At 37.2% G+C, this 13,843-nt stretch carries 11 protein-coding genes; 3 read left to right on the top strand and 8 right to left on the bottom strand.

Features of this window, described 5'->3' with window-relative positions:
- Positions 1-15: 15 nt before the first annotated feature.
- Both ABID46_RS01795 and ABID46_RS01790 read right to left on the bottom strand, forming a co-directional pair.
- Positions 16-660, bottom strand: a complete 645-nt coding sequence (locus ABID46_RS01795; protein ID WP_354506318.1) for a hypothetical protein — start codon at positions 658-660, stop codon at positions 16-18.
- Positions 661-664: 4 nt separating this feature from the next.
- Positions 665-2,353, bottom strand: a complete 1,689-nt coding sequence (locus ABID46_RS01790; protein WP_354506315.1) for an APC family permease — start codon at positions 2,351-2,353, stop codon at positions 665-667.
- A 229-nt stretch (positions 2,354-2,582) separates the two neighbouring features.
- Between ABID46_RS01790 and ABID46_RS01785 the strand changes: the two genes are divergently transcribed.
- Positions 2,583-2,897, top strand: coding sequence for a GIY-YIG nuclease family protein (locus ABID46_RS01785; protein ID WP_354506313.1), 315 nt, complete (start codon positions 2,583-2,585; stop codon positions 2,895-2,897).
- Positions 2,898-3,051: 154 nt separating this feature from the next.
- Here the strand turns inward: ABID46_RS01785 and ABID46_RS01780 are convergent, their stop codons facing one another.
- From ABID46_RS01780 to ABID46_RS01770, 3 genes are all read right to left on the bottom strand, one after another.
- A complete protein-coding gene (locus tag ABID46_RS01780) occupies positions 3,052-3,213 on the bottom strand; it encodes a hypothetical protein (protein ID WP_354506310.1) in 162 nt (53 codons plus the stop codon).
- Positions 3,214-3,252: 39 nt separating this feature from the next.
- Positions 3,253-3,948: a hypothetical protein gene (locus ABID46_RS01775; RefSeq protein WP_354506307.1), complete on the bottom strand. Its 696-nt coding sequence runs from the start codon at positions 3,946-3,948 to the stop codon at positions 3,253-3,255.
- Positions 3,949-4,174: 226 nt separating this feature from the next.
- Positions 4,175-4,687 carry a GNAT family N-acetyltransferase gene (locus ABID46_RS01770; RefSeq protein WP_354506304.1) on the bottom strand — a complete coding sequence of 171 codons (513 nt, stop codon included), beginning with the start codon at positions 4,685-4,687 and terminating at the stop codon, positions 4,175-4,177.
- 476 nt (positions 4,688-5,163) lie between these two features.
- Between ABID46_RS01770 and rpsA the strand changes: the two genes are divergently transcribed.
- The gene (gene rpsA, locus ABID46_RS01765; protein ID WP_354506301.1) at positions 5,164-6,975 is read left to right on the top strand and encodes a 30S ribosomal protein S1; all 1,812 of its coding nucleotides are present in this window, start codon (positions 5,164-5,166) and stop codon (positions 6,973-6,975) included.
- A gap of 436 nt (positions 6,976-7,411) precedes the next feature.
- Here rpsA and ABID46_RS01760 read toward each other — a convergent pair whose 3' ends face one another.
- The 3 genes from ABID46_RS01760 to dnaE all read right to left on the bottom strand — a co-directional run bounded on the left by ABID46_RS01760 (position 7,412) and on the right by dnaE (position 12,679).
- Positions 7,412-7,756 carry a hypothetical protein gene (locus tag ABID46_RS01760; RefSeq protein WP_354506299.1) on the bottom strand — a complete coding sequence of 115 codons (345 nt, stop codon included), beginning with the start codon at positions 7,754-7,756 and terminating at the stop codon, positions 7,412-7,414.
- Positions 7,757-7,900: 144 nt separating this feature from the next.
- Positions 7,901-8,221 (bottom strand): thioredoxin, encoded by a 321-nt coding sequence (trxA, locus tag ABID46_RS01755; RefSeq protein WP_354506296.1) that lies wholly within the window; start codon positions 8,219-8,221, stop codon positions 7,901-7,903.
- A gap of 129 nt (positions 8,222-8,350) precedes the next feature.
- A complete protein-coding gene (dnaE, locus tag ABID46_RS01750) occupies positions 8,351-12,679 on the bottom strand; it encodes a DNA polymerase III subunit alpha (RefSeq protein WP_354506293.1) in 4,329 nt (1,442 codons plus the stop codon).
- A gap of 138 nt (positions 12,680-12,817) precedes the next feature.
- Here dnaE and ABID46_RS01745 point away from each other — a divergent pair, with 138 nt between their 5' ends.
- Positions 12,818-13,642 (top strand): SDR family NAD(P)-dependent oxidoreductase, encoded by an 825-nt coding sequence (locus ABID46_RS01745; RefSeq protein ID WP_354506394.1) that lies wholly within the window; start codon positions 12,818-12,820, stop codon positions 13,640-13,642.
- Positions 13,643-13,843 lie beyond the last annotated feature (201 nt).

Below are 13,843 nucleotides of genomic sequence, written 5' to 3'. Positions count from 1 at the left end.
TTATTCGGAATTAAATTAGGCAAAAATGTGATTATATTCTTTTATTAGTTTCCAATTGCCTTTTTCATCACGTTCATAAATGTAATTTGCTCGTTCAGCACATTCAACTCCACAATAATAACTTACTTCAACAACAGCGTACTGAAAGTTTTGGAAAAATATGGGTTTCGAAACGGTTGTAAAACAACAATCTTGAACTTCCATTAATTTGAATAACTCCGAAATTGGTTCTTGACTACTATTGATTTCATCAGGTATCCTAATAATTCTTTTATCTTTTATCAGATTTTCTTTCCATTCAAATTTGAGTGAAGCTACATATTGTTTAGTTATAAAGTTCCTTTCTTTTTCAATGTCGATTTCTTTACTCAATTGATCAACGAAATAAAGATCCCCAGAAATATCAACAAACCAATTACTTAAAACATTCAAACAATCACAATAATTGAAAATATTATTACTACTTAGGGCTGTATTGACAAAACTATAAATAGAATCTTCTGGAATTATTTTATCTATTTCCTCTTGAGCCTCTGCAATTTCTCGATTAAATGTTTCTGATTGAATTTCCTCTGGTGACTTTACAATTAGTTTTTCTTCTTGTTCTTTTTGGTTACAAGAGATGATCAGCAGAATTGTGAGAAAGAAGAAAGCTTTCATTGATTTAATTTTCTTGATTCAATTTACTATTTCGATAGCCGTACAAGAAATAAATCAACAATCCGACTGCCATCCAAACCAAGAACCACATCCAGCTCACCAAAGGAATTTCTACCATCATATATGAACACATCAAAACACCCATAATTGGGATGAACGAATAGTTTCGCAAGAAAGTCAATACACTGATGCTCGCAGCGAATACCAAGAAAACAAGGAACAAAACTTCTTCGGTATTGTTCCAATGGAATTCGGTAAACGCCGCCATTGCTCGTTCTCTAAATATGTAAACAAATAAAGCAAACAAAAGCGGAATGATGAATTTTCCATTGATATACGGCAAATGGAATTTTCCTTTTTCTTTGATTTTTGGCGGTAAAAACAAAACACCACCCGAAACCAAAATAAAGGCGAACAAAGTTCCGATGCTCGTCAAATCGGTCACCAAATCACTTTCAATGAACAAAGCTCCAATTCCCACAATGATTCCCGTAACGATGGTTGCGAATGAAGGCGTTTGGTATTTTGGATGAATTTTCTGGAATTGTTTGGGTAAAAGTCCGTCACGGCTCATACTCATCCAAATTCTAGGTTGCCCAATTTGGAAAACCAACAAAACGGAAGTGGTCGCCACCACAGCAGAAATCGAAACGATTTTTTCAATCCAAGGCGCACGATCTTCAAATACAAATGCCAATGGATCGGTGACATTGTTGAAATGCGAATAATGTTCAATTCCAGTAAGCGTCAAAGCAATTAAAATGTACAATCCGGTACAAATCAGAAGCGAATAAATCATCCCTCTTGGCATATCGCGTTGCGGATTTTTGGTTTCTTCCGCCATGGTCGAAATCGCATCAAACCCAATGTAGGCATAGAATACAGCTGAAACTCCTTTCAAAACACCTTCGAATCCATTGGGTAAAAACGGACGCCAATTGTTGGTATCAACAAAGAATGCTCCCGCCACAATCACGAAAATGATTACCGCTACTTTGAAATAGACCATAAAATTGGCCGATTTCTTACTTTCTTTGATTCCGATATAAGCCAACCACGTAATCAGCGCAACGATAATAAATGCTGGAAGATTGAAAAATATTTTGGTTCCCCCGATTTCAGGAGCGGAATTGTACGCATTGATGGCAAATTGATAACTTTTAATCTGTTTGGCGGTTAAAATAGTCGGATCTTTTAACGCTTGAGTCGATTCTAGAAAGGCATTTTTTGCAGTCATCGGATCGATGATCATCCAATCGGGCAGATGGATGTTGAGCAAATGCACGAGTAAATTATTGAAATAACTACTCCACGAAATGGCTACGACAATGTTCCCAATGGAATATTCGAGAATCAATGCCCAGCCAATGATCCAAGCGGCAATTTCCCCAAAAGCAACGTACGAATAGGTATAAGCACTTCCTGAAACGGGAATCCGACTGGCAAATTCCGCATAACACAGTGCGGTAAATCCGCAAGTAACGGCAGTAATGATAAACAAAAGCGATACGCCCGGACCGCCATTATAAGCTGCTGAACCAATGGTGGAAAAGATACCTGCGCCTACTACAGCAGCAATTCCCATAAAGGTTAAATCCTTGACAGAAAGAACTTTTTTGAGGGGATTGGATGAATTTTCACTTTCTTGAACGAGTTTTTCAATCGATTTCTTTCGAAATAATTTATTGCGCATGAGATCATTAAGTTTCGAGAATTGAAATTAAGGAAATTTTGGGAATGCGTGGATTTTATTTTTGCGTACGTGGGATTGCTACGAGCTTCACAATGATGTGGGTTCGGTCATTGCCTGCGCGGGATTGCTTCGTCGTCGTGCCTCCTGCTCGCAATGACGTGCAGTAGGTCATTGCGAGCGAAATGCAATGAAGCGTGGCAATCTCAACACAAATATGTAAATTACAGTTATGAAACCTGGCTTCGTTTACATCCTAACCAATAAAAACAAAACAACACTTTATATTGGTGTTACATCCAATATAATTCAACGAATTAATCAACATCGAACTAAATTTTATAGAAATAGTTTTAGTTCAAGGTATAATCTTAACTACTTGGTTTATTATGAAGCCTTTCAATTTATCGGAGATGCGATTGGTCGTGAAAAACAATTAAAAGCTGGGTCAAGACAAAAGAAAATTGATTTGATAAATTCCATTAATCCTGAGTGGAAGGATTTGTATGATGAGATTTTGGAGCAGTTTTCGGGATTGAATAATTAGTTTCCATTGTGTTCGTGAGATTGCTTCGTGCCTCGCAATGACTAGGAGCGTGGCATTCTCATTTCAGAACTTTCTCAAACGCCTTCCTAGGTCAGTCGGAAACTTGGATTTCTCCGCAATAAGTGAAATAACCAAATTCATCATATACAATTTACTACATATTCCAGTTTTCAATTGAGCCGTCATCATTTACCCAAATCTCTAGAAATACTTTTTCTTCAATAGGTTTACCTAAATCTTTTACAATATCAAATTGAAGGTTTTTAACAGCATTTCCTATTTCCTTAATACAATAATCATAAACTTCCTTACCCATAAATTCTAATGTTTCTTCTTCAGATTTATAGGTAACTACTTAAATTTTTTTAATTTTCCCTTTCTTTCCGATTAGAAATGTATATTTTTCAGAACAATCCAAATTATATGGATCCTTCCATTTTATTTTTTCTAAGGCATTAAAAATATCATTTTGTGGTTGTGATTGATATTTACGTTTTATACCATTTGGCATTTCTACATAATTTTGAACATTTGAAATTTTAGATAGTTTTCCGTTATTAAAAGACAATAAAATCTCTTTTTCATACGTGTATCGAAATACTCCATCCCAACTTAAAATATCACCATTTTTAATGGAAATATCGTAAGAAACCCAATCTACAAAAACCTTATTATTTTTAATTTTATCCTTAAAAATTTCCTTCATTAAACTAACCTTGGGGTTTGGATTCACTGGAATTTCTTGATTGTCAAATTCAAGAAATCCTCCGATCTCTTTCATATCAACAATAAACAAACTATCGTTTTCTATTTTATATATTCCTTGATAGCCTCGCCAACAATTAAAGCTACCTCCTCTAAAGTTTAAACCAAATAGTTCCCCCTCACTCCCACCTAAAATATCCAAATTATTTTTCTCGAGATAATCTTCAATTATCAAATTATAAATAGGTATAGTGTCGTTTTTATAAATGAGTAATTCAGGTATTTGCGGACTCGCATATCCCAAATAAGGAATAAGAAATAATAGAAATAGTTTAAGACTTTGCATTGTTTAAATTTAATTAAACAATTTTAATTGGTAATAACTACCTCGACAGAACTTTATTAAATTCTATACTTGAATCTTTATCGATCTTCCTCGAAATGATATATGTTCTTTATATGCGAGCGTGAGATTGCTTTGTAGTAGTACCTCCCACTCGCAATGACAAACGTGCGGTCAAAGCCTGCGTGAGATTGCTTCGTGCCTCTCAATGACTAGGAGCATGGCATTCTCATTTCAGAACTTTCTCAAATGCTTTCCTTGCGCCGTCGGAAACTTGGATTTCACCGCAATAGGTATAACCCCATTTTTCAAGAATGCTGAGCATCGCAAGATTGTCAAAATTCGTATCGATTTTGATGCTGAAAACTTGATTTTCTTTGGCGAATTCTTCAAAATAGGTAAAGAACTTTTTGGCCACGCCTTTTCCAGCAACCTCATCTGAAACCGCAATTCGGTGAACGACTAAAAAATCACCTTGAGTTAGCCAAGCGCCATCAATCACATCATAAGTTGGCTCGTCATTGAAAACTAATGCTGCTGAAGCCACAACTTTTCCATTGAGCGTTGCAACATGCGCAATTTCGCGTTGGATGTCGGATTCGACAGTTTGTTCATTGGGATATCCGTTTTGCCATTGGGTACTTCCATCTTCTTTTCGACGACGAATGGCTTGTTGCAAAATTTCCCAAATGGCAGATGCGTCTTCGGGTGTCGCTTGGCGAAATTCAATCTGTTCAATCATTTGATAAAAGTATGAATTGCTCTCTTATTTTAAATTCAAAATTTTAAAATTAAAATGGAAAAAACCAAGAATTGCTTTAAACCTTAAACTTTCAACTTAATCTGCGTGAGGGATTGTAGCAGAAATCCTTTTTTGTGTTTCGATCCTCCTTTGGTGGAGAGGCAAACTCAGCATAACACAAAAAAGATTGACGCAGAAAGCCCGACCGCGTCTCGTCATAAAACGAGACGGGGGCACGCCCATAGCAATTTCAGATTTAGGATTTTTGATTTAGAATTTTATAGTAACTTAAATATTTATCAAAGTGTACAGATTTCCAACAAATTATCAACAAGAAATCAGAAGTTTTTTGTACCTTTGCACCCACTTTGGCGGATTTAGAAACAAAGTATTGAAAAACAAAAGTTTAACCACTCTCAAAACCCCGTTTCCGCTTTATTTTGACTGGTTCATTTTGGGATACAAGGATTATCATTATGTCTAAAGACACAAAACACGAAGAGTTAGAAGATCAAGTATTGGACTTGGGAAAAGCTGACACTCAATCAAACGCAAACATTTCAACTGAAGATTTTGACTGGGAATCTTACGAATCTGGTTTAAACGAAGAAGATCGTAAAGAAAAAGCTCAGTTAGAGAAAATGTACGACGAAACGTTGGATAGCTTAGACGAAAATGCTGTTTTCAAAGGAAAAGTAGTTCGTTTAACTGACAAAGAAGCAATCGTTGACATTAACTTCAAGTCTGAAGGGGTTATCTCATTGAACGAATTCCGTTACAACCCGAACTTAACTGTAGGAGACGAAGTTGAGGTGATGGTTGATACACGTGAAGATAAAAACGGTCAATTGGTTCTTTCTCACAGAAAAGCAAGAACATTGAACGCTTGGGATGCTGTTAACAAAGCACACGATACGCAAGAAATCGTAAACGGTTACATCAAAGCACGTACAAAAGGTGGTATGATTGTAGACGTTTTCGGAATCGAAGCGTTCTTACCAGGTTCTCAAATCGACGTGAAACCAATCCGCGATTACGAACAATATGTTGGTAAAACTATGGAATTCAAAGTGGTTAAAATTAATCCAGAATTCAAAAACGTTGTCGTTTCTCACAAAGCATTGATCGAGGCTGACATCGAAGAACAGAAAAAAGAAATCGTTGCTCAATTAGAGAAAGGGCAAGTATTGGAAGGGGAAGTTAAAAACATCACTTCTTACGGTGTATTCGTTGACTTAGGAGGTGTTGATGGATTGATCCACATCACTGACTTATCTTGGTCAAGAATCAACCACCCATCTGAAATATTGGAAGATGGTCAAAAAATCAACGTTGTTATCTTAGATTTCGACGAAGACAAAACAAGAATCCAATTGGGTATCAAACAATTGGAAAAACACCCATGGGAAGCTTTAGATTCTAACTTACAAGTTGGTGACAAAGTGAAAGGTAAAGTGGTTGTTTTGGCTGACTACGGTGCATTTGTTGAAGTTGCTCCAGGTGTAGAAGGTTTGATCCACGTTTCTGAAATGTCTTGGTCTACTCACTTACGTTCTGCTCAAGATTTCGTAAAAGTTGGTGACGAAGTTGAAGCTGTTATTTTAACATTAGACCGCGATGAGCGTAAAATGTCTTTGGGTATCAAACAATTAACTCCAGATCCATGGACTGACATCACGACTAAATATCCTGTAGGTTCAGAACACAAAGGAAAAGTTCGTAACTTCACTAACTTCGGTGTATTCGTAGAATTGGAAGAAGGTGTTGACGGATTGATCTATATCTCTGACTTGTCTTGGACGAAAAAAATCAAACATCCATCTGAATTCACCAATGTTGATGACGTATTAGACGTTGTTGTATTGGAATTGGATGTTGACGCTCGTCGTTTGTCATTAGGTCACAAACAATTGACTGAAAATCCTTGGGATAAATATGAGTCTAAATATGCTGTTGGAACTCGTCACACTGGAACTGCAGTAGACGTTTTCGACAAAGGAGCTACTATCCAATTCGAAGATGCTGATGTTGAAGCTTTCGCTCCATCAAGAACTTTGGAGAAAGAAGATGGTTCTCGCGTGAAAAAAGGTGATGCTTTGGAATTCGTAGTAATCGAATTCAACAAAGAATTCCGTCGCGTTGTTGTTTCTCACACGGCTACTTTCCGTGAAGAGGAAGAAAAACAAGCGAAAAAAGCAATGGAAAGCCAAACAATCGAAACTTCTACTTTGGGAGATATCGATGAGTTAGCTGAATTGAAAAAGAAAATGGAAGAAGGAGGAAACTAATTCTGACGTTTACTGAATAACCCAAACCGCTCTTGCAAAAGGGCGGTTTTTTTGTTTCCAAATCTTTTCTCCTGTCCTAATGGGTGGGATTTAGTAATTAGAACATAAAATTTTTCTCCCTTTAGGGTCGGGGTAAGAAAAATCAAAAAAACCAAATCTTTTCTCCTGTCCTAATGGGAGTGATTTGGAAATTAGTACATAAAAACTTTTTCTCCCTTTAGGGTCGGGGTAAGAAAAATCAAAAAAAACAAATCTTTTCCCACTGCCCTAAAAGGAGTGATTTGGAAATAGGTGATGAAAATTTTCCACCCTTTAGGGTCGGAGTAAAGAAAATCACAAAAAAACCAAATCTTATCCCCTGTCCTAAAGGGTGTGATTTGGTAATTAGAACATAAAATTTTTCTCCCTTTAGGGTCGGGGTAAGAAAAATTTCACCTTATCTAAAACACAAACCATCCAAATTCTTATTGTTATAGGAGACTGCATAATTCGTTGAATATTCGACGCCATCAAACGAAAAGCCATCTATTTCACCATAATAGGATTCAAACTGCAATTTCAATGGATATATATCTCCAACTTGGACGTGTTTTTTACAATTTTTCTCCTTATTTAAGTTGGGACTAACAATAAGAACAGAGTCTAATTCACCCGTAAAACCTTCAATTAAAAATCCCCAAGAAATGGTATCAATTTTAGTAACAGTGAAATCAACGGAATGGTATTTCAAATGTGATTTATTCTCATCAAAATAACTAGGTTTTTGACAAGCTAAAAGCATAAATAAAAAACAATATTTAAATGCTTTAGTCAACTGTTTTTTTTATAAAATGGATAGACATCAAAACTACTAAGCTTTTTTCATTTTTAGCAATAAAAAAACCCAATCGTTTCGGATTGGGCTTTATTTTGTAGCGAATGAATCTTAGTTCATAATCGCTTTTAATTTTTGTTCTAATTGTGCTTTCGGAACAACTCCTACTACTTTGTCCACAACTTGACCATCTTTGAAAAATAAGATGGTAGGAATGTTACGGATTCCGTATTCAGCTGCGATTTGTTGATTGTTATCTACGTCTACTTTTGCAACGACAGCTTGTCCTTCAAATTCTTGTCCTAACTCCTCAACGATAGGAGCTACCATTCTACATGGTCCGCACCATGTAGCCCAAAAGTCAACCATTGCTGGTTTCCCTGATTCTAAAACGTCTTTTGCAAACGATGTATCTGTTACTTCTAGTGCCATTTGTCAGTTATTTAATGTTTTATTATAATCTCAAAATTAGGATAAAAATATTGAATTCAATCTGTTATTCCATAGGAAAAATCAATTCACCTATAAAATACTTTGTTCTACGAAGTTAATTCACCTATTCTAATTCAAAGCAACTTGCAAATTGGGTATGGCTCTTAATTCCGCTAACATATCTTTGGTGATATCTACTTTTGCATGACTGGCAGGCGCTTTTATCTGAACCTTGTTTTTCATATCATTCATCACAAACAATACATTTTTATCACCTTTGTGGTTGTCAAATACCTTCACCAATGCTTCATAAATTTCTTGTGTCAAATCATTTACGTCGACCGTTACAATTACTTTTTTGGCAATTCCTTCCAGAATTTCACTTAATAATTGCATTCGAGTAATGTTGACAAACATCCTTCTACCGGTTACTTTTCCTTCTTTGTCTTTGAAAACACGTTCCGAAACCATAATTTTCGCTCCAACCATCATATTGGGTTGAAGGAAATGTTTGAATTTCAAGTAATCTTCGCCAAACAACATGAATTCATATTGATCGTCATAATCCTCCAAAACAATGATGCCGAATTCTCGTCCATCTTTACTGGAAACTTTATGTTGGGCGTCGGTTATGATTCCCGCAACGGAAACTTCTCTACCGATTAATTTTTCTTGATTTTCCTTTAACTGACGAAGTGTGGTATTCTGATAGAAATTCAATTCGTCCAAATAATCATCCAACGGATGCGAGGAAATATAAATTCCTACGACATCTTTTTCTCTGTTCAATAATTGAATCGAACTCCAAGGTTGACAGTTAGGCAAATGCGGTTTATGGATTTCAATTTCCTCGGCAAAATCTCCAAACAAAGAACCTTGCGCACTATTTTTGGAATCTTGGAAAGCTGCACCGTATCGGATTAATTTCTCCAAATTCGTGCTTCCGTCTTCCTCGTACATAAATTGCGCTCGGTGCACTTCAAAATCATCAAAAGCACCAGCCATCGCCAGGTTTTCAATTGTTTTTTTGTTGGCTTGACGCAAATCAATTCGTTGGACAAAATCAAAAATGGATTCATATTTTCCATTTTCATTTCGTTCGTTGATAATCGACTCTACCGCATTACTACCCACTCCCTTGATGGCCCCCATTCCAAATCGAATCGCACCTTCCTTGTTCACCGAAAACGCATAGGAACTTTCGTTGACATTTGGCCCCAATACAGGAATACCAAGTGAACGACATTCTTCCATGAAGAAAGTAACGGATTTGATGTTGCTCATGTTGTTACTCAATACAGCCGCCATAAATTCTGCCGGATAATGCGCTTTTAAATATCCTGTATGGTATCCAATCAAGGCATAACAAGTAGAGTGTGATTTGTTGAACGCGTATTCAGCAAAGGCTTCCCAGTCATTCCAAATCTTTTCCAAATTCTTTTTCGGATGGTTGTTCTTCTCTCCTCCTTCCAAAAATTTCGGTTTCATTTTATCTAGAACGTCACGTTGCTTTTTCCCCATCGCTTTACGCAAAACGTCGGCTTCACCTTTGGTAAAATCAGCCAATTTCTGCGAAAGCAACATCACCTGTTCTTGGTAAACGGTAATCCCATAGGTTTCCGCCAAATGCTCTTCCATGTCAGGCAAGTCATAGACAATTTCCTCTTCTCCATGTTTACGCGCGATGAAATTTGGGATATACTGCAATGGACCTGGACGATACAAGGCGTTCATGGCGATTAAGTCATCGAACTTATCGGGTTTCAAGGCACGCATATGCTTTTGCATCCCAGGCGATTCATATTGGAAAATCGCTACTGTTTCCGCTCGTTGAAATAATTCGTAGGTTTTTTTATCGTCTAATGGAATTTCGTCTGGATTGATGCGAATTCCATGGTTTTGTTCAATTAAGTCAATGGCATCGTTGATGATGGTCAACGTTCGAAGTCCCAAGAAGTCCATCTTTAGCAATCCCGCACTTTCTACCACCGAGTTGTCGAACTGCGTAATCAATAATTCCGCATCTTTTGCTACGGCAACTGGCACCAATTCTTTGATGTCTTTTGGTGTAATGATCACTCCACAGGCATGAATTCCGGTATTTCGAAGCGAACCTTCAATGACAGTTGCTTGTTGAAGTGTTTTTCCTTCTAAATTGTCTTGTTCTACAATTCGTTTCAGATCCATGGAATCGACAAATTCATCTGAACCCAAAGCCGATTTCAAGGTTTTCTCATCCATATTGAACAATTTGTTCAATTTAAGATGCGTCTTTTTGGCAATTCTATCTGTATCTGGAAGTGGCAAATCCAATACTCGACCCGTATCGCGAATGGCAGATTTCCCAGCCATCGTTCCATAGGTAATAATTTGCGCTACTTGATTTTTTCCGTATTTGTCCACAACCCATTGAATAATTTTATCACGTCCTCGGTCATCAAAGTCAATATCAATATCGGGAAGTGAGACACGATCTGGATTTAAGAAACGCTCAAAAAGGAGGTTGTACTTAATTGGGTCAACGTTTGTAATTCCGATGCAATAGGCAACTGCAGAACCTGCTGCCGATCCACGACCTGGACCAACCGAAACACCCATTTTTCTCGCCTGCGAGGTAAAATCTTGTACAATCAAGAAGTACCCAGGATAACCCGTACGTTCAATCGTATCCAATTCAAAATCCAAACGTTCTTTGATATCATCGGTGATTTCATCGTATCGTTTTCTGGCACCTTCGTAGGTAATGTGACGCAAATACGCCATTTCTCCTCTTGTTCCGTTGTCAACCTCATCCTCTGGATGTTTGAATTCTTCTGGAATATCGAATTTCGGAAGTAAAACATCACTTGCTAAATCATAAGGTTCGAATTTGGTCAAGAATTCCGATAAGTTTTCAATTGCTTCTGGAATATCGTGAAACAAGGAACGCATTTGATCTTGCGATTTGAAATAGAATTCATCGTTCGGAAAACCAAAACGAGTTCCTCTTCCGCGTCCTATTGGCGTATCTTTTTTCTCTCCATCACGTACACACAACAAAATATCATGTGCTTCGGCGTTGGATTGATTGATGTAAAATGTATTGTTTTGAGCGAGAACTTTCACGCCATACTTTTGTGCAAAGCGAAGCAAAACTTGGTTCACATGCTCTTCTTCTTGCAATCCATGACGAATCAACTCCACATAAAAATCCTCTCCAAACAAATTATGCCACCAGACAAATGCATCTTCTGCTTGGGCTTCCCCAACGTTAAGAATTAAATTGGGAATTTCACCTGTCAAACTACCCGTCGTCGCAATTAAATTTTCTTTGAATTCTTCGATTACATTTTTCCCAACACGCGGATATCCAGCATAATAACCTTCCACAAATCCGCAAGAGGAAATTTTGGATAAATTTTTAAATCCTGCTTTGTTTTTGGCCAACAATAATTGGGTAAAACGTCGATCTGGATTGTCTTTGGTGAATTTTGTTTGGGTATAATTTTCTGAAACATACAATTCACATCCGACAATTGGAATGATGGGTGTTTCTAAACTTGAATTGGCTCTTTTAACCGCTGAAGTAAACTTAAAAGCACCCATTAAATTTCCCATATCCGTAATTCCCACAGCCGGCATTTTCTCATCAATAGCCTTTTGCACCAAAGCATCAATGGATGTTGTGGCAGTTAAAATTGAAAATGAAGTATGGTTGTGAAAATGAAAATAAGGAGCATCTGTCGTGGATTTCGCTTGTTCATTTAAGCCTGCTTCGTCTGATTTCTTTTCTTTATACGCTTGAACTTGTGGATCGATTTGGATATCAAACGGCTCAAAAGGCGTTATATTGATTTCGCGGAATCGGGTATATTCCTCCTCAGTAAGAGAAACATGTTCCTTAGTGAAAACGCCCAATCGCAACAATTCCATAAAGGAACGCGCGGTCGCATTTACGTCGGCAGAGGCATTGTGTGCTTCTTCGAATTTGTATCCAAATAAAACTTCATGAAGTTCTTCTAATTTGGGAGATTTGAACCTTCCTCCACGTCCGCCAGGAATAGCACAGAATTCCGTGGAAAGTTCCATGGTATCTGCAATCGGCAAATCGATTTCTTGGTAGTCCAATCCCAAACGAACAAATTCTGCCCCCACAATTCCTTGGTCAAAACTTAGGTTATGACCTCCTAAAACTTTGGCTTTTGCGACAACTTTGCGAAATTCTTCCACCACTTCAACAAGAGGAAGACCTTCTTGCATGGCTTTTTCGGTCGTAATCCCGTGAATTTGTACAGCATTGAACGGAATATCGTATCCGTCTGGCTGTACAATAAAGTTTTTGTTTTCGATTAATTTTCCTTCTTTATCATGCAATTGCCAAGCAATCTGAACCATACGTGGCCAGTTGTCGGTATCGGTTGGAGGTGCATTATAATTTTTAGGTAAACCTGTGGTTTCCGTATCATAAATCAGGAACATACGCAGCTAAATTTTGGACTTGAATAAAGGTTGAAAGTTACGAATTTTAAGGCAAAATTTGGTCAGGTATTTATAAACAAAGGGCAATTTAATAAAGTGTCAATTTCAGAAAATTTCCACAAGTTAAGGTAGGTTTGAATAAAGATTTTTCTATATTTAACACAAAATCAACATCCTATCAAAACAAAATACATCATAATCACAGGTGCCGCCTCGGGATTGGGGAAAGAATTTGCGAAACTTTATGCTGAAGAAGGTTTGTCGTTAATTCTTGTAGACATCAATGAAAAAATGTTGCGAGAAACCGCTGAAAATCTCCAAAGTCTCCACGATATCCACATCGAAATATTAGTCAAAGATTTATCCTTGGTTCATTCGTCTCAAGAAATTTACGATTTCACCATTTCACATAATCTAAATGTTTATGGTTTGATTAACAATGCTGGTTTTGGTGTTTTTGGAAATTTTTCTGAAACCGATTTGACCGCTGAATTGAACATGGCAGGAGTACATGTATTGACACCGATTGCCTTGACGAAATTATTCTTGAAAGATATGCTTCAAAAAAATGAAGGAGAAATTTTGAACGTTTCTTCTTTAGCTGGATTTCAACCAGGGCCTTTGATGTCAATATATTATTCGACCAAAGCATTTTTGATTTCGTTTACCGAAGCCATTGCCCGAGAGAATAAGGGCTCAAAAGTAAGAATAAGTGTACTTTGTCCAGGAGTAGTTAATACCAATTTCCGTAAGAATGTTTCGGCCAATAAAGAAGCGAAAATCAAATCGATGAATAGCGATCCTCGACAAGTTGCTCAATATGGAATTCAAAAAATGAGAAAAGGCAAAATTGTTTGCCTACCATCTGCTTCTTGTAAATTTTTGGCTTTCCTTCCTCGAATTATGCCCAGAAGTACAGCAAGAGATATAGTATATAGCATACAGGTGAAGAATAGAGGGTAGTTTTCTTGTGGGAAGAGGGAAGTTGGGAGTAGGAAGCTCGAAGTAGGAAGATGGAAGTGGGAGGTTGGATGTGGGAGGACTATACGACTTCTCCGAAGTCGGTTTGGTCGTGAATCTTATTCTAGTTACAGCTATTTGACTTCTCCGAAGTCGTGTTGGCGTTGAAACTTATTCTAATTACAGCTATTTGAACCTCTCTGA

The sequence above is a fragment of the Moheibacter stercoris genome (assembly GCF_040545805.1).
Classification (GTDB): domain Bacteria; phylum Bacteroidota; class Bacteroidia; order Flavobacteriales; family Weeksellaceae; genus Moheibacter; species Moheibacter stercoris.
Note: the sequence above shows the minus strand (reverse complement) of the source record. Positions and strands in the feature narration are given on the sequence as shown.

Bases quoted from the DNA above. Each gene is read 5' to 3' on its own strand.
- ABID46_RS01795 (WP_354506318.1), bottom strand. From the start codon at position 660: ATGAAAGCTTTCTTCTTTCTCACAATTCTGCTGATCATCTCTTGTAAC.
- ABID46_RS01790 (WP_354506315.1), bottom strand. From the start codon at position 2,353: ATGCGCAATAAATTATTTCGAAAGAAATCGATTGAAAAACTCGTTCAA.
- ABID46_RS01785 (WP_354506313.1), top strand. From the start codon at position 2,583: ATGAAACCTGGCTTCGTTTACATCCTAACCAATAAAAACAAAACAACA.
- ABID46_RS01780 (WP_354506310.1), bottom strand. From the start codon at position 3,213: ATGGGTAAGGAAGTTTATGATTATTGTATTAAGGAAATAGGAAATGCT.
- ABID46_RS01775 (WP_354506307.1), bottom strand. From the start codon at position 3,948: ATGCAAAGTCTTAAACTATTTCTATTATTTCTTATTCCTTATTTGGGA.
- ABID46_RS01770 (WP_354506304.1), bottom strand. From the start codon at position 4,687: ATGATTGAACAGATTGAATTTCGCCAAGCGACACCCGAAGACGCATCT.
- rpsA (WP_354506301.1), top strand. From the start codon at position 5,164: ATGTCTAAAGACACAAAACACGAAGAGTTAGAAGATCAAGTATTGGAC.
- ABID46_RS01760 (WP_354506299.1), bottom strand. From the start codon at position 7,756: ATGCTTTTAGCTTGTCAAAAACCTAGTTATTTTGATGAGAATAAATCA.
- trxA (WP_354506296.1), bottom strand. From the start codon at position 8,221: ATGGCACTAGAAGTAACAGATACATCGTTTGCAAAAGACGTTTTAGAA.
- dnaE (WP_354506293.1), bottom strand. From the start codon at position 12,679: ATGTTCCTGATTTATGATACGGAAACCACAGGTTTACCTAAAAATTAT.